This window comes from Kutzneria sp. NPDC051319 (assembly GCF_040682195.1).
GTDB lineage: Bacteria > Actinomycetota > Actinomycetes > Mycobacteriales > Pseudonocardiaceae > Kutzneria.
The window spans coordinates 62,342-83,789 of record NZ_JBFBAM010000020.1; the positions used below are offsets into that span (position 1 = coordinate 62,342).

General features: G+C 70.1%; 18 protein-coding genes. 8 read left to right on the top strand and 10 right to left on the bottom strand.

Features of this window, described 5'->3' with window-relative positions:
• Positions 1–16: 16 nt before the first annotated feature.
• Both AB0M73_RS21830 and AB0M73_RS21835 read right to left on the bottom strand, forming a co-directional pair.
• The gene (locus AB0M73_RS21830; protein WP_363893185.1) at positions 17–913 is read right to left on the bottom strand and encodes a TIM barrel protein; all 897 of its coding nucleotides are present in this window, start codon (positions 911–913) and stop codon (positions 17–19) included.
• An 8-nt stretch (positions 914–921) separates the two neighbouring features.
• Positions 922–1,926 carry a Gfo/Idh/MocA family oxidoreductase gene (locus AB0M73_RS21835; RefSeq protein WP_363893038.1) on the bottom strand — a complete coding sequence of 335 codons (1,005 nt, stop codon included), beginning with the start codon at positions 1,924–1,926 and terminating at the stop codon, positions 922–924.
• A gap of 134 nt (positions 1,927–2,060) precedes the next feature.
• Here AB0M73_RS21835 and AB0M73_RS21840 point away from each other — a divergent pair, with 134 nt between their 5' ends.
• From AB0M73_RS21840 to AB0M73_RS21855, 4 genes are read left to right on the top strand one after another with little or no spacing between them, the layout of a single operon-like run.
• A complete protein-coding gene (locus AB0M73_RS21840; RefSeq protein ID WP_363893040.1) occupies positions 2,061–3,056 on the top strand; it encodes a LacI family DNA-binding transcriptional regulator in 996 nt (331 codons plus the stop codon).
• 22 nt (positions 3,057–3,078) lie between these two features.
• Complete coding sequence (locus AB0M73_RS21845; RefSeq protein ID WP_363893188.1) at positions 3,079–4,560, top strand: CoA-acylating methylmalonate-semialdehyde dehydrogenase; 1,482 nt, start codon at positions 3,079–3,081, stop codon at positions 4,558–4,560.
• Complete coding sequence (locus AB0M73_RS21850) at positions 4,560–5,009, top strand: barstar family protein (RefSeq protein ID WP_363893042.1); 450 nt, start codon at positions 4,560–4,562, stop codon at positions 5,007–5,009. The genes AB0M73_RS21845 and AB0M73_RS21850 overlap by 1 nt, the downstream gene beginning before the upstream one ends.
• A gap of 46 nt (positions 5,010–5,055) precedes the next feature.
• The gene (locus AB0M73_RS21855; RefSeq protein WP_363893045.1) at positions 5,056–6,552 is read left to right on the top strand and encodes a hypothetical protein; all 1,497 of its coding nucleotides are present in this window, start codon (positions 5,056–5,058) and stop codon (positions 6,550–6,552) included.
• Between the two features lie 81 nt (positions 6,553–6,633).
• Here AB0M73_RS21855 and arfB read toward each other — a convergent pair whose 3' ends face one another.
• The 5 genes from arfB to AB0M73_RS21880 all read right to left on the bottom strand — a co-directional run bounded on the left by arfB (position 6,634) and on the right by AB0M73_RS21880 (position 10,849).
• Complete coding sequence (gene arfB, locus AB0M73_RS21860; RefSeq protein ID WP_052395497.1) at positions 6,634–7,062, bottom strand: alternative ribosome rescue aminoacyl-tRNA hydrolase ArfB; 429 nt, start codon at positions 7,060–7,062, stop codon at positions 6,634–6,636.
• Between the two features lie 40 nt (positions 7,063–7,102).
• Positions 7,103–8,173 (bottom strand): phosphoribosylformylglycinamidine cyclo-ligase, encoded by a 1,071-nt coding sequence (purM, locus tag AB0M73_RS21865; protein ID WP_043720922.1) that lies wholly within the window; start codon positions 8,171–8,173, stop codon positions 7,103–7,105.
• A 32-nt stretch (positions 8,174–8,205) separates the two neighbouring features.
• Positions 8,206–9,732, bottom strand: a complete 1,527-nt coding sequence (gene purF / locus AB0M73_RS21870; RefSeq protein ID WP_363893048.1) for an amidophosphoribosyltransferase — start codon at positions 9,730–9,732, stop codon at positions 8,206–8,208.
• A 275-nt stretch (positions 9,733–10,007) separates the two neighbouring features.
• Positions 10,008–10,361, bottom strand: a complete 354-nt coding sequence (locus AB0M73_RS21875; RefSeq protein WP_043720920.1) for a hypothetical protein — start codon at positions 10,359–10,361, stop codon at positions 10,008–10,010.
• A 107-nt stretch (positions 10,362–10,468) separates the two neighbouring features.
• Positions 10,469–10,849 (bottom strand): sterol carrier family protein, encoded by a 381-nt coding sequence (locus AB0M73_RS21880; RefSeq protein WP_043720918.1) that lies wholly within the window; start codon positions 10,847–10,849, stop codon positions 10,469–10,471.
• 108 nt (positions 10,850–10,957) lie between these two features.
• Here AB0M73_RS21880 and AB0M73_RS21885 point away from each other — a divergent pair, with 108 nt between their 5' ends.
• The 4 genes from AB0M73_RS21885 to AB0M73_RS21900 all read left to right on the top strand — a co-directional run bounded on the left by AB0M73_RS21885 (position 10,958) and on the right by AB0M73_RS21900 (position 17,207).
• Complete coding sequence (locus AB0M73_RS21885; RefSeq protein ID WP_363893051.1) at positions 10,958–13,594, top strand: sugar-binding domain-containing protein; 2,637 nt, start codon at positions 10,958–10,960, stop codon at positions 13,592–13,594.
• 136 nt (positions 13,595–13,730) lie between these two features.
• The gene (locus AB0M73_RS21890; protein WP_363893053.1) at positions 13,731–14,312 is read left to right on the top strand and encodes a type VII secretion system-associated protein; all 582 of its coding nucleotides are present in this window, start codon (positions 13,731–13,733) and stop codon (positions 14,310–14,312) included.
• 10 nt (positions 14,313–14,322) lie between these two features.
• Complete coding sequence (locus tag AB0M73_RS21895; protein WP_363893056.1) at positions 14,323–16,173, top strand: glycoside hydrolase family 15 protein; 1,851 nt, start codon at positions 14,323–14,325, stop codon at positions 16,171–16,173.
• Positions 16,170–17,207 carry a glucose 1-dehydrogenase gene (locus AB0M73_RS21900; protein WP_363893058.1) on the top strand — a complete coding sequence of 346 codons (1,038 nt, stop codon included), beginning with the start codon at positions 16,170–16,172 and terminating at the stop codon, positions 17,205–17,207. The genes AB0M73_RS21895 and AB0M73_RS21900 overlap by 4 nt, the downstream gene beginning before the upstream one ends.
• A gap of 80 nt (positions 17,208–17,287) precedes the next feature.
• Here AB0M73_RS21900 and AB0M73_RS21905 read toward each other — a convergent pair whose 3' ends face one another.
• The 3 genes from AB0M73_RS21905 to AB0M73_RS21915 all read right to left on the bottom strand — a co-directional run bounded on the left by AB0M73_RS21905 (position 17,288) and on the right by AB0M73_RS21915 (position 21,349).
• Entirely contained in the window at positions 17,288–19,393 is a 2,106-nt protein-coding gene (locus AB0M73_RS21905) for an EAL domain-containing protein (protein ID WP_363893060.1), read from the bottom strand.
• A 41-nt stretch (positions 19,394–19,434) separates the two neighbouring features.
• A complete protein-coding gene (locus AB0M73_RS21910) occupies positions 19,435–20,223 on the bottom strand; it encodes an SAM-dependent methyltransferase (RefSeq protein ID WP_363893062.1) in 789 nt (262 codons plus the stop codon).
• Between the two features lie 241 nt (positions 20,224–20,464).
• Positions 20,465–21,349 carry a LysR family transcriptional regulator gene (locus AB0M73_RS21915; protein ID WP_363893064.1) on the bottom strand — a complete coding sequence of 295 codons (885 nt, stop codon included), beginning with the start codon at positions 21,347–21,349 and terminating at the stop codon, positions 20,465–20,467.
• Between the last annotated feature and the right edge of the window lie 99 nt (positions 21,350–21,448).

Here is a 21,448-nt window from a genome sequence, read left to right on the forward strand (position 1 = left end):
AAGTGCGGCCGCCGGTTTACAGGTCCCGGACGACCGTGTCGAGGTAAGCGATGCTCCGAGCGGTGTCACGCAGGGGTTTTGCCGATGAATCAGGCGCAGCGCCCTCGGTGCCATCCTCGGCCAGGGCGGTGTCCTGCTCCAGGACGTACCACCCGCCGTAACCCGCCTCGTGGAGGAAGCGCACGATCGCCCCCACCTCCACGTCGCCGTCGCCCAGCGGCACGTACATGCCCTGGGCGACCGCTTCGGCGTAGCCGAGCCGACCCGACCGAACCTCGTCGGCGATCTCGGCCCGGACATCCTTGAGGTGCACGTGGCTGATCCTGGCGGCATGGCGCTTGGCCAGCTCGACCGGGTCCGTGCCACCGATCAGCAGGTGCCCGGTGTCCAGGCACAGCGGCAGATCCGAGTCGGCGAGGAACCGCTCGACCTCGGCGCCGCGTTCGACGTGCGTGCCCACGTGCGGGTGCAGCACCGTCGACAGGCCGTGCCCGGCCGCGACTTCCCGGATCGCGGCACAGGTGGAGATCAGGGTGGACCATTCGCCATCTGTCAACTGTGGACGTTCGTCGTACCCGTCGAGACCCGTTGCGGCGGCGAGCACGAGCACTTCGGCCCCGCCGGCCGCGAGCACCTTCGCGGAGTGCTCGGCTTCCCTCAGAGTTTCCTCAGTGCGCGACGCGTCGTGCAGGACGACGGCCAGGAATCCGCCGACCAGGGTCAGCCGGTGTCCGCCGAGCGTCTCACGCAGAACGGCCGGGTCCTCGGGCAGATAGGCCGGCGGGCCGAGCTCGGTCGCGGTCAGTCCCAGCTCGCTCATCTGCGACAACACGAGTTCCGGCGGCAGCATCCGGCCCCAGCCAGGGACCTCGCACACGCCCCAGGAGATCGGCGCTCCGGCGACCTTGATCATGCTCTCGCTCACGCGCCCACCTCCGACAGCAGCCGGACCGGGTTGCCCGAGCGGCGCGACTGCTCGCAGGCCTCCGCCAGACGCAGGCTGACCAGGCTGTCCCGAACCGGGGAGGGATTGTCGGCACGACCGGCCACCACGTCGACGAACACCGCCATCTCGTTGAGGTACGCGTTGCGGAATCGTTCCGGGAATCCGGGGTAGGCGTCAATGGACACCTTGGGCCCGTCCGGTTCGAGCGAGGTCAGCGGGGTGCGGGGGTCTAGACCAACCGTGAGCGAGTCCCTGCTGCCCATGACCTCGATCCGGTGGTCGTAGCCGAGCGGGTCGTGCCGCCCGCCGGCGATCAGCGCGTGCGCCCCACCGGCGAACTTGAGGGTGATGACCGCGTTGTCCACGTCGTCGGCGTCGGCGAAGGCCTGGTCGACCAGGACCGAGCCGGAGGCGTAGACCTCGACCACCGGCTCCCCGACCAGCCACGGCACGGCGTCGAGATCGTGCACGAAAAGATCGCGGAAGATGCCCCCGGATGCCGGCAGGTAGCCGAAGTCCGGCGGCTGGGCATCGTTGCCCAGGGCGCGCACCAGGTACACCTTGCCCACCTCACCGGCCCGCAGCCGGCGGTGCAACTCGACGATGGACGGGTCGAACCGGCGCTGGAAGCCGACCAGCACGTTCGCGCCGGCCGCCTCCACCTCGTCGACCAGGGCCTGCATGGTGGCCAGGTCGCTGGCGATGGGCTTCTCGCAGAGCACCGGGATGCCCGCGCCGATGCTGCGGCGCAGCATCTCGGGGTGGGTGTTCGTCGGGGTGGCCAGCAGGACGCCGTCCGTGACCAGCAGCGCGTCGAGGTCGTCGACGTGGCTGGTGCCGGCCCCCAGTTCGGCGGCGGCCTGCGCGGCGCGGCCGGGGACCGGATCGAACAGGACAACCTCGTCCACCTGGTCCAGGGAGGCGAGGTTGGCGGCGTGCATGGCGCCGATCCGCCCGACGCCGGCAACTCCGATGCGCATGTGCGGGATCTCCATCCGTCCGTTAGAGCGCTCTATTGGTTGGAGCGCTCCAACCCTGTATGGTGCGTCACACGGATGTCAAGGGCCGGTTTCACCCTTGTGACCATTGGATCGGTCAAGCCTGGAGGTTGTGGATGGGCCGTCCGACCATGGAGGACGTGGCGGCGCGAGCCGGGGTGTCGCGCGCGCTGGTGTCGCTGGTCATGCGGGGCTCGCCCAAGGTCAGCGAGCAGCGGCGCAGCGCCGTGCTGGCCGCCGCCGAGGAGCTCGGCTACTCCCCGCACCTGATGGCCCGCTCGCTGGCCAGCGCCACGTCGACGGTGCTGGCCGCGATGGTGTCGGACCTCAACAACGCCTTCTTCGCCGAGGTGGTGGACGGTTTCGACGCCGCCGTCACGGAGCAGGGCTTCGACCTCATCATCAACACCGGTGGCCGCAGCCCGACCCGTGAGCGCCGCGCGGTGGACAACCTTCTGTCCTTCCGGCCGGCCGGCGTCGCGCTGCTCGGCCCGGTCGTGCCGGCCTCGACCATCGCCAAGGCCGCCGAGCAGTCCCCTTTGGTGCTGGTGTCCCGCGGCTCACGCCTGTCCACTGTGGACACTGTAAACGACGATGGCGAGGTTGGCTCCGGGCTGGCCGTCGATCACCTCGTCGAACTCGGCCACCAGCACATCGCCCACCTCGACGGCGGCGGAGGATCGCAGGCTTCGTTGCGCCGCAAGGGTTACGTCGCCGCGATGCAGCGGCACGGGCTAGAGCCGCTGGTCGTCGCCAGCGAATACACCGACACCGCCGGCGCCCGGGCCGTGCGCGGCCTGGTCGAGGCCGGCGGCACGCTGCCCACGGCGATCGTGGCCGCCAACGACTACAACGCCGTCGGGGCGATCTCCGCGCTGGAGGACGCCGGACTTCGTGTGCCGCAGGACATCTCCGTGATCGGCTACGACAACACGTCGCTGGCCGCGCTGCGGCACGTGTCACTGACCACTGTGGACCAGCCACGGCACGAGATGGGCCGGCTGGCCGCACAGGCCCTGATCGACCGGGTGCGCGGGCGGACCGACGCCGTCCACCAACTGCTGCACCCGTCACTGGTGGTCCGCGCGACCACCGCGCCGCCACCGCGATGAGCAGGAGGATTTCGACGTGAGTGTGACACCGCACTGGATCGACGGGGCCCGCACGACCGGTTCGTCGACCCGCACCGGTGATGTGTTCCGGCCCAGCACCGGCGAGGTGGCGCGGCAGGTCGCGCTGGCCGACCAGTCCGATGTGGACCTGGCCGTGTCCTCGGCGGTCAAGGCCGCGCAGTCGTGGGCGGACTCGTCGCTGTCCACCCGCAGTCGGGTGCTGTTCGCGTACCGGCAGCTGGTGCACGAGCACGCCGGCGAGCTGGCCGAGATCATCAGCGCCGAGCACGGCAAGGTGGTCTCCGACGCCGCCGGCGAGGTGCAGCGCGGCCTGGAGGTGGTGGAATTCGCCTGCGGCATCCCGCATCTGCTCAAGGGCGAGCACTCCGAGCAGGTCTCCCGCGGCGTGGACGCGTACTCCGTGCGTGAGCCGCTGGGCGTGGTCGCCGGCATCACCCCGTTCAACTTTCCCGTGATGGTCCCGATGTGGATGTTCCCCGTCGCCATCGCCGCCGGGAACGCCTTTGTGCTCAAGCCTTCCGAGCGCGACCCCTCCGCCTCCGTGCGGCTGGCCGAGCTGTTCGGCGAGGCCGGTCTGCCCGACGGCGTGCTGAACGTCGTCCAGGGTGACGCCACCGCCGTCAACGCGCTGCTCGATCACCCCGATGTGGCCGGGGTTTCCTTCGTCGGCTCCACCCCGATCGCCAAGCACGTCTACGCCCGCGGCACCGCCAACGGCAAGCGGGTGCAGGCTTTGGGCGGGGCCAAGAACCACATGGTCGTGCTTCCCGACGCCGACATCGACGTCGCCGCCGACGCCGCTGTCTCCGCCGGCTACGGCAGCGCGGGCGAGCGGTGCATGGCCATCTCGGTGATCGTTGCCGTCGGCGATGTCGCCGACCGTCTGGTCGAGGCCATCGCCTCCCGCACCCGGCAGCTGGTGACCGGCCCCGGCGACAACTCAGCGTCGCAGATGGGCCCGTTGGTCACCGGCGTCCACCGGGACAAGGTTTCGTCCTATGTGGACGCCGGCGTCGCCGAGGGCGCCACGCTCGTGGTCGACGGCCGCGGTTACGCCCCCGCCGGCTTCGAGAACGGCTTCTGGGTCGCGCCCACCCTGTTCGACCACGTCACCCCGCAGATGTCGATCTACCGTGACGAGATCTTCGGCCCCGTGCTGTCGGTCGTGCGGGTCGAGACCTTCGAGGACGCCGTCCGCCTGGTCAACGACAACCCCTACGGCAACGGCACCGCCGTCTACACCGGCGACGGCCAGGCCGCGCGGGAGTACCAGCGGCGGGTGCACGTGGGCATGGTCGGCATCAACGTGCCCATCCCCGTGCCGATGGCCTACTACTCCTTCGGCGGCTGGAAGGACTCCCTGTTCGGCGACACCCACGTCCACGGCGCCGAGGGCGTCCGCTTCTACACCCGGGCCAAGGCCGTCACCGCCCGCTGGCCCCGCCAGTCCGGCATCGACCTCGGCTTCCCCACCCACGGCTGATGGACGCGTCACTGTGGACGGTCACCGAGCCGTGGTTGCACGTGCTTCCGGACACCGCGGACGTCCAGGCCCGGCTGGCCCTGCCGGCCACGGGGACGTCCGTGGTGGCCGCGCTGGACGCGGACCAGATGACCAACACGGACTTGACGTTCGAGCAGTTCGACCGAGGGCTGCGGTTCCCGGATTACTTCGGCTGGAACTGGAGCGCGCTCGCGGACTGCCTGCGCGATCTGGCCTGGCTGCCGGCCGACGGCTACCTGATCGTCATCAGGAACGCGGACCGGCTGCTGGCCGACGAGCCGGCGGAACGCGAGGTGCTGTTCCGGGTGTTGCGTGTGTCGGCTCGTGACTGGGCGCGGCCGGTGGGACGCGAGGGTGTGCCGTTCAACGTGGTGCTGATGTGCCCGCCGGCGCAGGTGGAGCGGCTGGCCGCCGAGGTGGCGCGCTGATCGGTTGATTTCGAGGCTGACCGGGCTTCATGCGACGATTCGCCGCATGAGCCCGGTCAGCCGTAACCGCAAGCCCAAGCGCAAGGGGCAGCGCCCGCGCCCGCAGTCGCCCGTCGACGCGGCGGTGGTCGCCGCCAATGACCTGCTCGGCATGAAGTCGCTGTACGAGGCGCAGCTGTGGGCGGCCGGGCTGATCGGCGGATTCTGGCGGGCGGCGTGGCAGCGGGACGGCGACCCGGACGAGACCATGGACCGCTCGATGGAGCAGCTGGTCGACGGGTTGGTGGAGAAGGGCAGCCCGGCCACGCTGGCGGCGCTGCTGGCGCTGGGGTCGGTCGGCTTCGACGAGGAGCAGGGCTTCTTCCTCGACGCGGCGACCGAGCTGACCTCGACCGGCGTGCCCGCGCCGGACTGGTACCGGCAGAAGCAGCCCGACCTGGTCGAAGCCTGGTCGGTGGCCGACCAGTTCGGCGACGTCGAGCTGATCACCCTGGCCTACCCGGACATCGTGATGGGCGTGCTGGTCGACCACGCGCAGGTGCTGCACATCGCGCAGATCGCCGTGGTCGAGCGGGCCGAGACCGACGGGCAGGCGCTGGCCCGGGAACTGGGCGTGAACATCGATCCCTCGCCCAAGCCGGTGCGGCTGACGGCGGCGGAGGCCCTGGAGCGCATCGACGGGCCGCTCGGACTGTTCCTGGTGGACGGGCCCGAGGTGCACGGCGAGATGCTGGAGATGGGCGACGACACCAACCCGGCCATGGAGTTCGCCCTGCTCCAGGCCCGGATCGCCGGGCTGTCCGACGACCTGCCGGAGATCGAGGACTTCGAGCCGGTGGTCGAGGAGTTCCTGGCCTCGCGGCCGTTCCCCGACGTCGAGCTGGCCCGCTCCTGGGCCGTGTTGGCCGCCAGCTCGGCCTCGTCCAACGGCCGCCGCGTCCGCCAGATCGGGCCCGCCTCCCTGGACTACCTGCTCAGCGTCAGCGTGCCGGCCAACATCGAGATCTCCGACGAGGACCTGGCGCTGCTGCCGGAGGCGATCACCGCCTGGGTGCACTTCACCTGCACGCCGGAGCAGCTGGTGGTGTGGGAGGAGCGGCTGCCCGAGATCCTGGCCCGCTTCGCCGAGGCCTACCACGACCCGGAGCTGGTGGAGTTCCGCGCCGACAGCGACGAGCTGGTGGCGCTGCGGGACATCGAGGAGGCCCTGGAGGCCGACTTCGACGACCTGCTGCCGGTGCCTGAGGACGTCGAGCAGACCGCCCACGTGCTCAAGGTCGTCTTTCCGGACGGGGAGCAGCAGATCGAGGTCGCGTCGACCACCTCGCTGGACGAGCTCAGCGTGGTCATCCAGCGGGCCTTCGAGCTGGAGCCCGACCCGGCCTGGGACTTCGTCACCGCCGCCGGCGGCCTGATCGGCCCCGAGTCGGACGTCATCGTCGCCGAGATCGCCATCGAGGGCCTGCGGTTCGGCTACGTCGTCGGCGCCCTGGACACCCTCGAAGCCCACATCGAGGTCGTCTCCGTCAAACCCCGCAGCTGACAACCGCGAGTCCCGCTCTCCAGCAGCCATGTGTCGAGTTCCGTAACTCGACATTCAGTTGCCCGAGAGCGGGACTCGCGGTTAGTCGTCGGAGGTTTTGCGGCGGTTGCGTTTTACCTCGCTGCGCTGGTGCTTGGCCTCCAGGCGGCGCTCCTTGGCGCCGCGGGAGGGCTTGGTGGGGCGACGCCGGGCCGGGGGCGGGGCGGAGGCGGTGCGCAGGACCGCCACCAGGCGCTCGCGGGCGGCGTTGCGGTTGGCCAGCTGCGAGCGGTACTCGCTGGCGGCGATGGTCAGCACGCCGTCGACCAGGCGGGTGGACAGCCGCGCGAGGATGCGCGGGCGCAGGTGATCGGGGATCGAGGGTGACGCCGCGACGTCGAAGGAGAGCTCGACCCGGCTGTCGGTGGTGTTGACGCCCTGTCCTCCCGGTCCGGAGGACCGGGAGAACCGTTCACGCAGTTCCGTGCCGGCGATCACCAGCGACGGCGTCACCAGGAGTTCGTCGGCCATGGCCCCAAGATTACCGGGGGCCGTCCACCGAAAATCGGCGTCAGAAGCGGGGGTGGTCGCCCCGCAGCACGACCCGCTGCTCGCCGGCCGGGCCGATCTCGCCGAGCACCCAGGCCGGCACGTGGCGGGCGGTCAGCACGGCCAGGGCGCGGTCGGCGTCCTCGGCCGACACGACGGCGACCATGCCGACGCCCATGTTGAAGGCCTTCTCCATCTCGTCCCGCTCGACCCGCCCGCGCTGGGCGATCAGCGCGAACACCGGGGCCGGCGTCCACGTGCCGCGGTCCAGGGTCGCGGTGAGGCCGTCGGGGATGACCCGGGCCAGGTTGGACACCAGACCGCCGCCGGTGACGTGCGCGAACGTGCGGGCGTCGGCCTCGGCGGCCAGGGCCAGGCAGTCCTTGGCGTAGATCTTGGTCGGCTCCAGCAGCTCTTCGCCGAGGGTGCGGCCGAACTCCTCGACGTGCCCCTCCAGCGGCATGCGGGCGATGTCCAGCAGCACGTGCCGGGCCAGCGAGTAGCCGTTGGAGTGCAGGCCGGTGGATCCCATGCCGATGACGACGTCGCCGTCCCGGACCTTCTCGGGGCTGAGGATCTTGTCGGCCTCGACCACGCCGATGCCGGTGGCCGACACGTCGTACGCGCCGTCGGACATCAGCCCGGGGTGCTCGGCCGTCTCGCCGCCGAGCAGCGCGCAGCCGGCCTGCACGCAGCCCTCGGCGATGCCCTTGACGATGGCGGCGACCTTCTCCGGCACCACCTTGCCGATGGCGATGTAGTCCTGCAGCAGCACGGGCTCGGCCCCGCACACGACCAGGTCGTCCACGACCATGGCGACGAGGTCGACGCCGATGGTGTCGTGGACGTCCATGGCCTGCGCGATCGCGATCTTGGTGCCGACGCCGTCGGTGGAGGCCGCGAGCACCGGCTCCTTCCACCGGTCCAGCCTGAGCTTGAACAGGCCGGCGAAGCCGCCGATGCCGCCCAGCACCTCGGGCCGGCTGGCCTTGCGGGCCCACGGCTTGAACTGCTCGACCGCCTCCTCGCCCGCGGCGATGCTGACGCCGGCCGCCGCGTAGGTGGCCTTCGGGCTGTTGGTGTCCGTGCTCACGGTCGAGAAGCTCCGTTACTCGTAGGAAGAACTCAGGGGCGACGCAGCGCGTCCTCGGCACCGTACCCGTTGACGAGAGTGGGTGCGGCGGAGCCCGAGACGGCCTTCTCCTCGATGCCTTCGAGCAGATGCTTGCCGATCATGGCGTCCTCGGGCAGCGGGATCGGGTAGTCCCCGTCGAAGCAGGCGCTGCACAGCCGGGTCTTCGGCTGCTCGCTGGCGGCGACGAGCGCCTCCAGCGACACGTAGCCCAGGGAGTCGGCGCCGATCGAGCGGCGGATGCCGTCGAAGTCCAGCCCGTTGGCCACCAGCTCGGCCCGCGAGGCGAAGTCGATGCCGTAGAAGCAGGGCCAGCGCACGGGCGGCGAGGCGATCCGCACGTGCACCTCTATCGCGCCGGCCTCGCGCAGCATGCGGACCAGGGCCCGCTGCGTGTTGCCGCGCACGATGGAGTCGTCGACGACGACCAGGCGCTTGCCGCGGATGACGTCCCGCAGCGGGTTGAGCTTGAGCCGGATGCCCAGCTGGCGAATGGTCTGCGACGGCTGGATGAAGGTCCGGCCGACGTAGGCGTTCTTGACCAGACCGGACCCATACGGGATGCCGGAGGCCTGGGCGTAGCCGATGGCGGCGGGGGTGCCGGACTCCGGCACCGGGATGACCAGGTCGGCCTCGACGGGATGCTCCTGGGCCAGTCGGCGGCCGATGTCCACACGGGTGGCGTGCACGGAGCGGCCGCTGATCGTGGTGTCGGGTCGGGCCAGGTAGACGTACTCGAAGATGCAGCCCTTGGGCTCGGGGTTGGCGAACCGGGACGACCGCAGGCCGTCGGCGTCGATGGCCAGCAGCTCGCCGGGCTCGACCTCGCGCACGAAGGACGCGCCGACGATGTCCAGGGCCGCGGTCTCGCTGGCCACGACCCAGCCGCGCTCCAGCCGTCCGAGCACCAGCGGACGCACACCCTGCGGGTCGCGGGCGGCGTACAGGGTGTTCTCGTCCGACCAGACGAGGCAGAACGCGCCACGCAGGGTGGGCAGTAACTCCATCGCCGCCTGTTCGAGGCCCTTGTCGGCCGCGGTCGCGGCCAGCAGGCCGGACATCAGGTCGGAGTCGGTGGTGGCGCCGCCGCGCATGTCCACACCCATGTCCTTGGCGCGGGCCAGGAGTTCGGCGGTGTTGACCAGGTTGCCGTTGTGGCCGAGCGACATGCCGCTGCCGGTGGCGGTGGTGCGGAACACCGGCTGCGCGTTCTCCCACGTGGTGGAGCCGGTGGTCGAGTAGCGGCAGTGGCCGACGGCGAGGTAGCCGTGCAGCGAGGACAGGGTCTGCTCGTCGAACACCTGGCTGACCAGGCCGAGATCCTTGAACACCACGATCTGCTTGCCGTCGGCGACCGAGATGCCGGCCGCCTCCTGCCCGCGGTGCTGGAGGGCGTAGAGCCCGTAGTAGGTGAGCTTGGCCACGTCCTCGCCTGGGGCCCAGACCCCGAAGACGCCGCATTCCTCACGCGGTTCGCGCTCGGGTTCGTCGGAGATGGAGGCGGACACTGAGTCGGGCACAGACCGGTCGGTGGGCACCGAGAACTCCCTAGTGACGGCGTCGGGCCGACCTCAGTGTAAGTGTCGAACAGGTCAACACAGGGTGTCCGTGACCGACGACCGTGTCACACAGCACAGTGTCTATGCGCCGAGTGCCTCGGCGGGCGAGGTCGCTCTAAGCCGGTGCCTTCCCTTGTCTCGTGTCGATCGATGGGAAGACTCGATCGACACGAGCCTGCGGTCCAGGCACCGGCGCGACCTCGCACCATGCCACCGACGGGGTATTCATCCCACTTTCAGGTGTGGCAGCTGTCGACGCGGGTGACGGTGTCGGTGCTGTCGATGACCGCGTCCTGCTGGTGCACGTGGCACAGCACGAGATCACCCACATGGGTGCCGACCGGCAGGTTCCAGGCGTCGATACTGATCTTGTCCACGGTGGCCAGCGGCGACTGGCCGGGCCCGGCCGGCTCCTGCTCCAGCAGCGCGCAGGTGGGCTCGCCGCCGTCGGACTGGCAGAACTGGGCCACGGTGAAGTCGAGGTTGCCGTCCCACTCGCGCGGGGTGACACCCCAGACGAAGGCGGTGGCGACGGCCACGAGTCCGAGGCACGCCAGCACGCCGGTGCCGATGAGCGCGAGTCTGCGCATCCTCGTCACCGGTCCTCGACCCGGACAATTCGTCCGAGATCGTTCGTACGTGCGAAAACGGACACGCGAGAATGTTACTTGCCGCCCAGCCGATGGTAAAGGGGCGGTCACGACACCGGACGCACCAGCGGCAGCTGGGCGGACAGGTCGGCGCGGCTGCCGGACGCGGTGACCCGATCGTCGGCGACGGCATCGGCCCAGGTCAGGCGGCCGGTGGCCAGTTCGAGCCAGGTGCGGGCGTCCGTCTCGATCACATTGGGCGGAGTGCCGCGAGTGTGACGAACGCCCGAGATGCACTGCACCGCGGCGTAGGGCGGAACCCGCACCTCGACACTCCTGCCGGGCGCGTCCTGGGCCAGCGTGCGAAGGCTCAGTTTCACGGCGGCGGCCAGTTTCGGCCGCTCAGGGGCGTCTTCGACGCCGTCGAGCCAGGGCAGCACCGCCTGCACGGCGGCCATCAGGTCACGCGGGTCCACGAGCGACGGCACAGCAGCACCGTAGCGTTACGACCGTTTGGAGCATTGCGAGTAAACGTTCCATAAGGAAACCTTCTTTACTATTCCGCCGCCGCCAGAACTCCTGTGAGGAGGCGGTCCATGCTCCGCAGAAGCCAGGTTCCCTGGCTGGTCACCGCGCTCGGCCTGGCCCTGGTCGTGCCGGCCGGCGTGTCCGACGCCAGCGTGCAGCCCAGAGTCGCGGCCCCGTCCGCCCCGGGGCAGGTCGTCACGGTGCCGGGGTGGAAGCTCCAGACCAGCAAGACCGCCACGCAGGGCGGCGCGACCCTGTCCTCGCCGACATATGACGACGGCTCATGGACATCGGTCCCGGCCCGCTCCACCGTGATGGGCGGTCTGGTCGCCGCCGGAAAGTACGGCGACCTCAACTACTCGACGAACCTCAAGAACGTCGGCAAGTCCGACTTCTCGGTGCCGTGGTGGTACCGGGAGACCTTCAGCGCCACCCCGGCCGCCGGCTCGCACACGTTCCTGCGGCTGACCAACGGGATCATCGGCGGCTCGGAGATCTGGCTCAACGGCACCAAGATCGGCACCACCGACAACGGGGCCTACCCGGCGCACGAGTTCGACGTCACCGGCGCGCTCAAGACCGGCACCAACGCGCTGGCCGTCAAGGTATCGCCGGCCGACCCGAAGAAGCAGCTGTCGATCTCCTGGGTGGACTGGACGCAGCTGCCGCCGGACAACAACATGGGCATCTGGCGGGATGTGCAGCTGGCCGAGTCCGGCTCGGTGACGGTCCGCAACACGCGCGTCGTCACGTCGGTGGCGGGTGATCTCAAGAGCGCTGATCTGACGATCAAGGCCGAGGTCACCAACAACACCGGCGCCGCCGTCACCACCACGGTCGCCGGCACGGTCGACAAGACGGCGTTCACGCAGCAGGTCTCGCTGACCGCCAACCAGACCAAGACGGTGAGCATCGCCCAGCACCTGACCAATCCCAAAGTCTGGTGGCCGTACGAGATGGGCGACCAGCCGCTGTACCACCTGGCGCTCAACGCTTCCGTGGACGGCAAGGTCTCCGACAGCGCCGCCACCGACTTCGGCGTGCGTGACGTGAAGTCGGCGATGAAGGACGGCGCCATGTCGTTCACCGTGAACGGCAAGCCGTTCCTGGTGCGCGGCGGCGGCTGGGCCTCCGACCTGTTCCTGCGCTACGACGCACAGAAGCTGGGCGACCAGATGGACTACGTCCGCGACCTCGGGCTGAACACGATTCGCCTGGAGGGCAAGGAAGAGAACGACGAGCTGTACGAGATCGCCGACAAGCTGGGCATCATGGTCATGCCCGGCTGGGAGTGCTGCTCGTACTGGCAGAGCTACGGCAGCTGGCAGGCCGCCGACCACACCGTGGCCAAGGCGTCCGCGGTCACCGAGGGGCTGCGGCTGCGCAACCACCCCAGCATCCTGGGCTTCTACATCGGCAGCGACACCGCGCCGCCGGCCGCGGTGGAGAAGGACTACCTGGACGGGCTGAAGGTCTCCGACTGGCAGGCCCCGGTCATCTCCTCGGCGGCCAAGGCCACCAGCCCGCAGACCGGACCGTCCGGCAACAAGATGGACGGCCCGTACTGGTTCATCCCGCCGAACTACTGGTACGGCAACCAGCTCGGCGGCGCGTTCGGCTTCGCCTCCGAGGTCGGCCCCGGCCCGACCATCCCGGACGCCGACGCGCTCAAGCAGTACCTGTCCCCGGCCGAGCTGTCCGACCTGTGGCAGAACGGTTCCAAGGCGCAGTACCACCTCTCGCCCAGCGGCGAGTTCTCCAAGCTGGGGTCGTTCCTGACCGCGCTCGGCAAGCGCTACGGCACGCCGAAGAGCCTGGACGACTTCGTGTCCAAGGCCCAGATGACCAACTACGAGGTCAACCGGGCCCAGTTCGAGGCGTTCGGGCGCAACCAGTCCAAGGCCAGCAAGCCTGCCACCGGTGTCATCTACTGGATGCTCAACAATCCGTGGCCGACGCTGTACTGGCACCTGTACGACTACTCGATGCAGCCGTCGGGCTCGTACTTCGGGGCCAAGGCCGGCCTGCGGCCGCTGCACGTCCAGTACTCCTACGACGACCGCTCGGTGGCGCTGGTGAACACCGGGCTCGACGCCAAGGCCGGCCTGTCCGTGCAGACCACGGTCTTCAACACGGATGGCACGGTCAAGTCCGACACCACGCAGTCCGGCGTCACCGCCAAGGGCAACGCGTCCACCACGCTGGACAAGGTGGCCAACCCCAGCGGGCTGTCGGCCACGTACTTCGTGCGGTTGCTGCTGAAGGACTCCAGCGGCGCCGTGGTCGACCGCAACGTGTACTGGCTGTCCACCAAGCCGGACACGCTGAAGTACGACAGCTCCACCTGGTACGACACGCCGCAGACCGCCTACGCGGACCTGTCCGGCCTGCAGAACCTGGGCACGGGCAAGGTCGACGTCGCCGCCTCCACGACGACCAGCGGCGACCGCTCGACGACGTCGGTGAAGCTGACCAACAGCGGCAGCAAGGTGGCGTTCTTCCTGCGGGCGACCATCCGCAAGGGGGCGTCCGGCGGCGAGGTCGCTCCCATCACGTGGAGTGACGACTATGTCACGATCTGGCCCGGGGAGTCCGTGACCCTCCAGGCCGACTACCGCACCGCCGAGCTGGGCGGCGCCCAGGCGAACGTGCAGGTGGCGGGGGTCAACGTGGCGGCCAAGACGGTCGCCGCCGCTCCCAGGTAGCACCCGCGGGCGGCCTTTCCCCGCGTTGAGTGACACGGGGAAAGGTCACCCATGTTAGTTACAAAGAGTGGTTCGTGACCCCCTCGGTGTTATGAGAGGGTGAAGTGCCCGCAGGACACTTTCGAGGGGCGAACCCGTGGCTGCACCGAACACCCACCTGCTGACCATCACGCAGGACATGCGCGACAACGCGAAGGCCAACCCGAACACCTGGCTGCACATCCTGGATCCGGCGTTCCGCCCGGACGACGAGGTGCCGCCGTGGGGCTTCATCGGCTCGTTCCGGGTCGACGAGGACGGCCGGATCGACGAGCGCTTCGAACCCAACCCGAACTGGCGGCCCTCGCCGGTCTCGGCCGGCATGCCGGCGCCCGAGACCCAGCTGGAGCGGGCCATGCAGCAGGCGCGCACCGGCTACGAGCCGGAGGAGTCCGTGCTCGACGGCGTGCTCAACTCGACGCTGCTGGTGTACGCCCGCGGCCCCGAGGACCGCGAGCTGGCCGGCTTCCAGGACCAGAACACCGGCCAGATCCTGGTCGCCGCCTGCACCTCCAAGCGGTTCGTGCCGGACGTGTGGCCGCACGCGCGGGCCGTCGCCGGCCGCGACCTGGTGGCCAAGCTGGCCGGCTGCCCGCTGCTGCTCAACCCCGGCCACAAGCCGGGCGCGCTGATTCCGGCCGAGGCGTTGCTGGCGGCGGCAGGCGTTTCCCAGGGCTAATGTCGGCCGGGTGCCTGATCATCACGACGCCGGCCCCGGCCGCATCGAGGACTACGCCCTGCTGTCGGATCTGCGCACGGCGGCGCTGGTCGGCCTGGACGGCTCGGTGGACTGGCTGTGCCTGCCTCGTTTCGACTCCCCGTCGTGCTTCGCGCGGCTGCTCGGCGACGACAACGCCGGCCGCTGGCTGCTGGCGCCGACCGCGGCCGTGACGTCGGTGAAACGGCGTTACCGGGACACCACGCTGGTGCTGGAGGCGGAGTTCGAGACCGTCGACGGTGTGGTGCGGGTCGTGGACGCGATGCCGCCGCATGCCGACGGCAGCGCCGACGAGCCGCGACTGGTGCGGGTCGTGGAGGGCGTGTCCGGCAACGTGGAGATGCGGCTGCGTTGGGTGCTGCGGTTCGCCTACGGCGACTCCACGCCCTGGGTGCGGCGGGTCAAGGGCGACAACGACGAGCACATCCTGGCCGTCGCCGGCCCGCATGCCGTGGTGCTGCGCGGAGACCGGCTGCCGTACCGGGTGCACGGCCAGCGGGCGCACGAGGCGGTGTTCACCGTCGCCGAGGGCCAGCGGCTGGCCTGGACGATGGAGTTCACCACCACCCCGGATTCACCGGCGGCCGCGGTGGATCCGCACCAGGAGATCGCCCGCACCGAGCGGTTCTGGCACGACTGGCAGGCCCGCATCACCTACCAGGGCCCACACCAGGAAGCGGTGCGGCGTTCACTGGCCACACTCAAGGCCCTGACCTACGCGCCGACCGGCGGCATCATCGCCGCGCCGACCACTTCGCTGCCGGAAGCCCTTGGCGGGGAACGGAACTGGGACTACCGCTACTGCTGGCTGCGTGACGCCACCCTGACCCTGCTGGCCTTCGACAGCTTCGGCTGCACCAGGGAGGCCCTGGCCTGGCGGTCGTGGCTGCTGCGTGCGGTCGCGGGCGATCCGGCCGACCTCCAGATCATGTACGCCATCGACGGCGAGCGGCACCTGCTGGAGTGGGAGGTCGACTGGCTGCCCGGCTATCACGGCGCCACCCCGGTGCGGGTGGGCAACGCGGCGTTCCGGCAGTTGCAGCTGGACGTGTACGGCGAGGTGATGGACGCCCTGCACCTGGCCCGCGAGCGTGGCGTCGAGGAGAGCGCGGAATCCTGGGCGCTGCAACGGGGTCTGCTGCGGCACCTGGAGGAGATCTGGGAGCAGCCGGACAAGGGCCTGTGGGAGGTCCGCGGCCCCGACCGGTTCTTCACGCACTCCCGGGTGATGATCTGGGTGGCGTTCGACCGGGCCGTGCGGGCGGTGGAGCAGGACGGCCTGCCGGGGCCGGTGGAGCGCTGGCGTGAGCTGCGGGACGCCGTGCACGCGGAGGTGCTGGCCAAGGGCTGGAACGCCGATCTCGGGGCGTTCACCCAGTACTACGGCGGCACCGACCTGGATGCGGCCACGCTGCTCATCCCGGCCGTGGGTTTCCTGCCCGGCGACGATCCCCGTGTGGTGTCGACGATCGCCGCCGTCGAGCGGACGTTGAAGCACGGCGATCTGGTCGACCGGTACACCACCTCGGCCGGTGAGTCCAGTGTGGACGGTCTGAGCGGCCACGAGGGCTCGTTCCTGGCCTGCTCGTTCTGGTTCGCCGACGCCCTTGCGCTGTCGGGCCGCCGCCAGGAGGCTGAGGCCATGTTCGAGCGGCTGGCCGCGTTGGCCAACGACATCGGCCTGCTGGCCGAGGAGTACGACGGCGGGGCCGGGCGGTTCACCGGGAACTTCCCGCAGGCGTTCAGCCATCTGGCGCTGGTCAACAGCGCGGCCGTCCTGTTCGGCGACACCGCCTGCCGGCACGAGGCGAACCGGCGATGAGGGCCGCGACCGTCACCCCGGGCCGGCCGGACGACCTGCGCGTCTCCGAGTGGCCGGAACCCGTTGCCGCCTCGGGAGAGTTGTTGGTCGAGGGCCTGCTGGTCGGGCTGTGCCACACCGACCTGGAGATCATCAACGGCCGGATCGACGCCCTGCCGCCGGGCCAGGACCGGATGGTGCTGTTCCACGAGTCGCTGGGCCGGGTGCTCGAAGCCCCGGCCGGCAGCGGATTCGCCCCGGGTGACCTGGTCGCGGGCGTGGTGCGGCGGCCGGATCCCTTGCCGTGCGCGCCTTGTGCCGCCGGACGGTCGGACTTTTGCCTGAACGGCAACTACACCGAGCGTGGGGTCAGCGCGCTGGACGGCTTCGGCTCGGAGCGCTGGGCCATCCCCGTCGAGTACGCGGTGAAGCTGGCGCCGGAGGTCGGTGACTGCGGTGTGCTGGCCGAGCCCACGTCGATCGTGGCCAAGGCATGGGATCAGGTCGACATCATCGGCGGCCGCACCTTCCATGCGCCGCAACGGGTTCTCATCACCGGGGCCGGTCCGATCGGCTTGCTGGCGGCGATGCTGGGCGTGCAGCGCGGGCTTGAGGTGCACGTGTTGGACCGCATCGACCACGGCGTGAAGCCGGAGCTGGTGCGGGCGCTGGGGGCGACCTACCACCTGAGCCTCGGCACGGTTCCCACCGTTGATGTGGTCATCGAGTGCACCGGAGCCGGTCCGCTGATGTTCGACTCGGTGCTGAAGCTGGGCCGCAACGCGGTGGCCGTGCTGCTCGGTCTGTCCACTTCGGACGCTGCGATCCCGTTGGCCCCGTCCAGGTTGAACGACACCCTGGTGTTCGGCAACGCCGCCGTGGTCGGCAGCGTGAACTCGGCCCCGGCGCACTTCCGCACCGCCGCGCAGGCCCTGGCCAAGGCTGACCAGGGCTGGCTGCGGCGGCTGATCACCCGGCGTGTGCCGCTGTCCGACTGGCCCCGGGCGCTGGAGCTCCACGACGACATCAAGGTGGTTGTGGAGCTCGATCGCTAGCCGAAAAAAGCTCTACGTGAGTGGCTCATTTCGCATCAGACGCGAAATGAGCCACTCACGTAGAGCCGAAAAGGGCGGAGTTAGAACAGCACCTCGATCTGGTGGGGCGGGCCGGGCCGGGCGAACAGCCAGCCCTGGCCGGCGTCGCAGCCGATCTTGCGCAGCCGCTCGGCCTGGGACGGCGTCTCCACGCCCTCGGCGGTCACCGTCAGCCCGAGCGCGTGGGCCAGCGAGACCAGGGTGCTGACGATCTTCGAGTCCACCGGGTCGGCCCCGTCGGCGGCCCGCATGCCCTCCATGAACGAGCCGGCGATCTTCAGCTCGTGCACGGGAAGGTGCTTGAGGTAGGCCAGATTCGAGTAACCGGTGCCGAAGTCGTCGATGGCGATGCGCACGCCCATGCCGGACAGCTGCCGCAGCGCCTCCAGCGGCTCGTCGGCGGTGCCCATGATGGCGCTCTCGGTCAGCTCCAGCTGCAACAGGTGCGGCGGGAGCGCGAACTCCTCCAGGATGGACTTCACGTCGTTGACCAGCGCCGGGTCCCGCGACTGCCGCACGGCCAGGTTCACGCTGACGAACGGCGTGGCGTCGCCGAACTCGTCCATCCAGCGCCGGGCCTGCTGGCAGGCGCTGCGCAGCACCCACCGGCCCAGCGGCACGATCAACCCGGTCTCCTCGGCCAGCTCGATGAACCGGTCCGGCGCCAGCCGCCCGAACTCCGGGTGCTGCCAGCGAACCAGCGCCTCGACGCCGAGGACCTTGCTGTCCTCCAAGCGAACCAGCGGCTGGTAGTCGACGTAGAACTCGTCGCGCTCCAGCGCCGCCGGCATCGTCGCGGACAGCGTGAACCGCGCGACCTCGCGGGCGTTGCGCTCCGGGTCGTAGAGCGCCCACCGGCTCTTGCCGTCGGCCTTGGCCCAGTACAGCGTGATGTCCGAATCGCGCATCAGGTCGGCCGAGGTGGTGCCGTTGATCTCCCGCTCCACCAGGCCGATCGAGGCCGACACCGACAGCTCGTGCCCGTCGATGCGGACCGGCGCGGTCAGCGAGTCCAGCACCCGGTCAGCGATGTCCACAATGGACTGAGTGCCGGTGGAGCCCTCGATCAGGATGACGAACTCGTCGCCGCCCATCCGGGCCACCAGCCGGCCGTCGCCGGCCACCGACTCGTCCAGCCGGTTGGCCACCGCGACCAGCAGCTGGTCGCCGATGTCGTGGCCAAGGCTGTCGTTGATCACCTTGAAGCCGTCGAGGTCGAGGTAGCACAGGCCGATGCGGGTGCCGGCGGCCCCGTCGAAGGCCTTGCTCAGCCGCTCCAGGAACAGCGCGCGGTTGGGCAGCGTGGTCAGCGGGTCGTGCAGCGCCTGGTAGCGCAGCCGGTTCTGCAGCAGGTGGCGGTCGGTCACGTCCTCGACCATGGCCACCTGGTAGGCCGGCTGCCCGTCGTCGTCGCGGACCAGCGAGATCGTCAGGTGCGTCCACACGGCCTGGCCGTCGCGGCGGTTGAAGCGCTTCTCCACCCGGAAGTGGTCGCGCTCCCCGTGCAACAGCTGCTCGTAGTAGCCCCACACGCTTTCCGCGTCGGCCGGGTGCATCAGCGAGCGCAGGTTGCGCTGCCGCAGCTCCGAGGCCGGATAGCCGAGCATGTCCTGCAACGACTGGTTGACCTCGAGAATGTTGCCGTCCGTGTCCGAGATGCCCATGCCGATGGCCGCCTCCGCGAACACCGCGCGGAACCGGGCCTCGCTGGCCCGCAGCGCCGCCTCGGCGTGGTCGCGGGCGTCCAGCACGGCCTCCCGGATCGCCTCCTGCTCGTCCAACGTCCGCTCCCGCAGGCTCTGCGCGTAGCCGGCCGACAGCGAGCCCTGCAGCGCCGCGATGCGGGAACGCAGGTGCGGCTCGCCGTCGCGGCCCAGCTCGGACAGCAGCTCGTCGCCCATCAGCTGCACGGTGCGGTCCAGCGTCTCGGTGCCGGTGAAATGGGCCTCCACCAGCCGGATGCCGACCTCGTGGGCCGCCGACGTGCGGAAGGTGTCCGCGAGCAGCGCCTCCACCAGTAGCTCGGTCAGCCCGCGCAGGTGCTCGACGACCTCGGCCTTGGTCATCGGCACGTAGCTGGTGCCGATGATGGCCGAGGCCCACGACTGCGCGAAGGCCTCCATGCCCGCGGCGACCGGCTCAGTCACGGCCGACCGGGCCCGGGGAATGTCCTGCCTGGTCCACCCCATCATGGCTTACGCCCCACCGCCACGTAGGCCGCGCTGCGCTCGGGATGCTCATCCAGGTCCTCCACCGCCTCCGGACGCCACAACGAGATGTCCACGACTCCAGGTTCCGCCAGGTCGAAGCCGGCTAACAACTCGGTCACCTCCGCCGCGCTCCTGGGGTGGAAATCGATGGTCGTGTTGTCCCGGTAGAGCTGCTCGGTCCGCTGGTAGTCCTCGAGACCGCCCTCGACGGAGAAGTTGGTGAGCACGATGTGGCTGCCGGGCGCGGCGGCGTCCCGGTAGCGCGCGATCACCTGGGGCAGGGCGACGTCGCCGACGAAGTCGAGCACCCCCACCAGAAGCAGGCCCACCGGCTGGTCGAAGTCGAGCAGCCGACGCGTTTCGGGGTGGCCGAGCACCAGGTCCGGCTCGCAGATGTCGCCCAGCACCACGGCGGTGTTGGCCGAGTCGAGCATGTGCGTGCCGTGCGCGATCACCGCGGGGTCGTTGTCCACCAGCACCACGCGGCTGGACGGGTCCAGGCGCCGGGCCAGCTCGGCCGAGCCGCCGGCGGTGGGCAGGCCGGAGCCGAGGTCGAGGAACTGCGTGACACCCTGCTCGACCAGGTAGCGCATCGCGCGCGCGAGGAAGCGCCGGTGCAGCCGCATCATCCGCGGCAGCTCGGGCATCAGCTTCGCGGCGGCGTCCGCCAGCACGCGGTCGACGGCGAAGTTGTGCGCGCCACCCAGGTAGTAGTCGAAGATCCTGGCCACGCTCGCGCTGCGCAGGTCGATTTCCGGGCGCTCCACGCGGCCACCTCTCGTCCTCGGTGTCTCCCCACCCGAGTAGGACCGGTGGCGAGCATACGACCGGGCGCGCCGGGCGTCTAACGTCACGTTTTCTCCCTGCGGCCGGCCGACACCCGGTGACAGGCGGGCCGTCCGCCTTCACTGTGAAAACCAGGTGCCATGGGTTCCTCCCCCCGACGCCGCCACGGCAGCGATCCAGTGCACCACTCGTTCGGCGGACATGGTGACAGCATGAGGCCAATCACACAGGCTGTAGGCGGGCCTGCGGAGCAACCATGTCCAAGAGCACGCTGGCTGCTGCACTGTGCGACGCCGGCGTGACGATCGCGGTCTCCCACGTCGGCGCCGGGCCGGTCAGCGGCACGAAACGGGCCCGCGAGCCCTTGTGCACGAAGTTGCCGGGCAGGATGGCCACGCCGAGGCCGTTGCCGACCAGGTCGAGCAGCGAGTGCACGTCGTTGACCTCCAGCGCCACGTGCCGGTCGAGGCAGTTGGCGGCCAGCAGCCGGTCCACGGTCTCCCGCGTGCCCCAGTCCGGGTGGTAGTCCACGAACGGCAGGCCGTCGAGTTCCCGCAGGTCGACGTGGTCACGGGTGGCGAAGGGGTGCTCGGGACCGCAGGCCAGCATCATCGGCATGATGTCCAGCGGGGTGAGCATGACCTCGTCGGGGACGCGGGCCGGCCTGGTCACGAAGGCGACGTCCAGCCGTCCGGCGCGGACCTGTTCGACCAGGGCGCCGGAGCTGTCGTGGCGGAGCTGGATGTCCACGCCCGGGTGAGCCTTGCTGAATCGAGAAAGAATCCCGGGCAGGTCCACTGTGCACAGACACTGGAGCGTGCCGACGGCCAGGCGGCCGCGCAGCAGACCCTGCACCGCGGCAACGGCGTCGCGACCGGCGGCCACAGTGGTCAGCGCGCGGCGGGCCTCCACCAGCAGCGCCCGACCGGCCTCCGTCAGCTCCACCTGCCGCGTGCTGCGCAGGAACAGGGCCGCGCCCAGCTCGCGTTCGAGCGAGCGGATGGACGCCGAGAGGCCGGACTGGGCCACGCGCATACGCTGGGCGGCCCGGGTGAAGTGGCATTCCTCGGCCACCGCGACGAAGTACTCGAGCTGACGAAGTTCCACGATCAGGCATCCCCGGATTCAGCACGTGCAGCGATCGGGCGGATCACTTTCTTCTGTTGGACAGCTTAATACCGTGCCAGCAGGGTGGAGTCAGGTCAA

Coding starts and splice junctions, on each gene's coding strand:
- AB0M73_RS21830 (WP_363893185.1), bottom strand. CDS start 913: ATGATCAAGGTCGCCGGAGCGCCGATCTCCTGGGGCGTGTGCGAGGTC.
- AB0M73_RS21835 (WP_363893038.1), bottom strand. CDS start 1,926: ATGCGCATCGGAGTTGCCGGCGTCGGGCGGATCGGCGCCATGCACGCC.
- AB0M73_RS21840 (WP_363893040.1), top strand. CDS start 2,061: ATGGGCCGTCCGACCATGGAGGACGTGGCGGCGCGAGCCGGGGTGTCG.
- AB0M73_RS21850 (WP_363893042.1), top strand. CDS start 4,560: ATGGACGCGTCACTGTGGACGGTCACCGAGCCGTGGTTGCACGTGCTT.
- AB0M73_RS21855 (WP_363893045.1), top strand. CDS start 5,056: ATGAGCCCGGTCAGCCGTAACCGCAAGCCCAAGCGCAAGGGGCAGCGC.
- arfB (WP_052395497.1), bottom strand. CDS start 7,062: ATGGCCGACGAACTCCTGGTGACGCCGTCGCTGGTGATCGCCGGCACG.
- AB0M73_RS21875 (WP_043720920.1), bottom strand. CDS start 10,361: ATGCGCAGACTCGCGCTCATCGGCACCGGCGTGCTGGCGTGCCTCGGA.
- AB0M73_RS21885 (WP_363893051.1), top strand. CDS start 10,958: ATGCTCCGCAGAAGCCAGGTTCCCTGGCTGGTCACCGCGCTCGGCCTG.
- AB0M73_RS21900 (WP_363893058.1), top strand. CDS start 16,170: ATGAGGGCCGCGACCGTCACCCCGGGCCGGCCGGACGACCTGCGCGTC.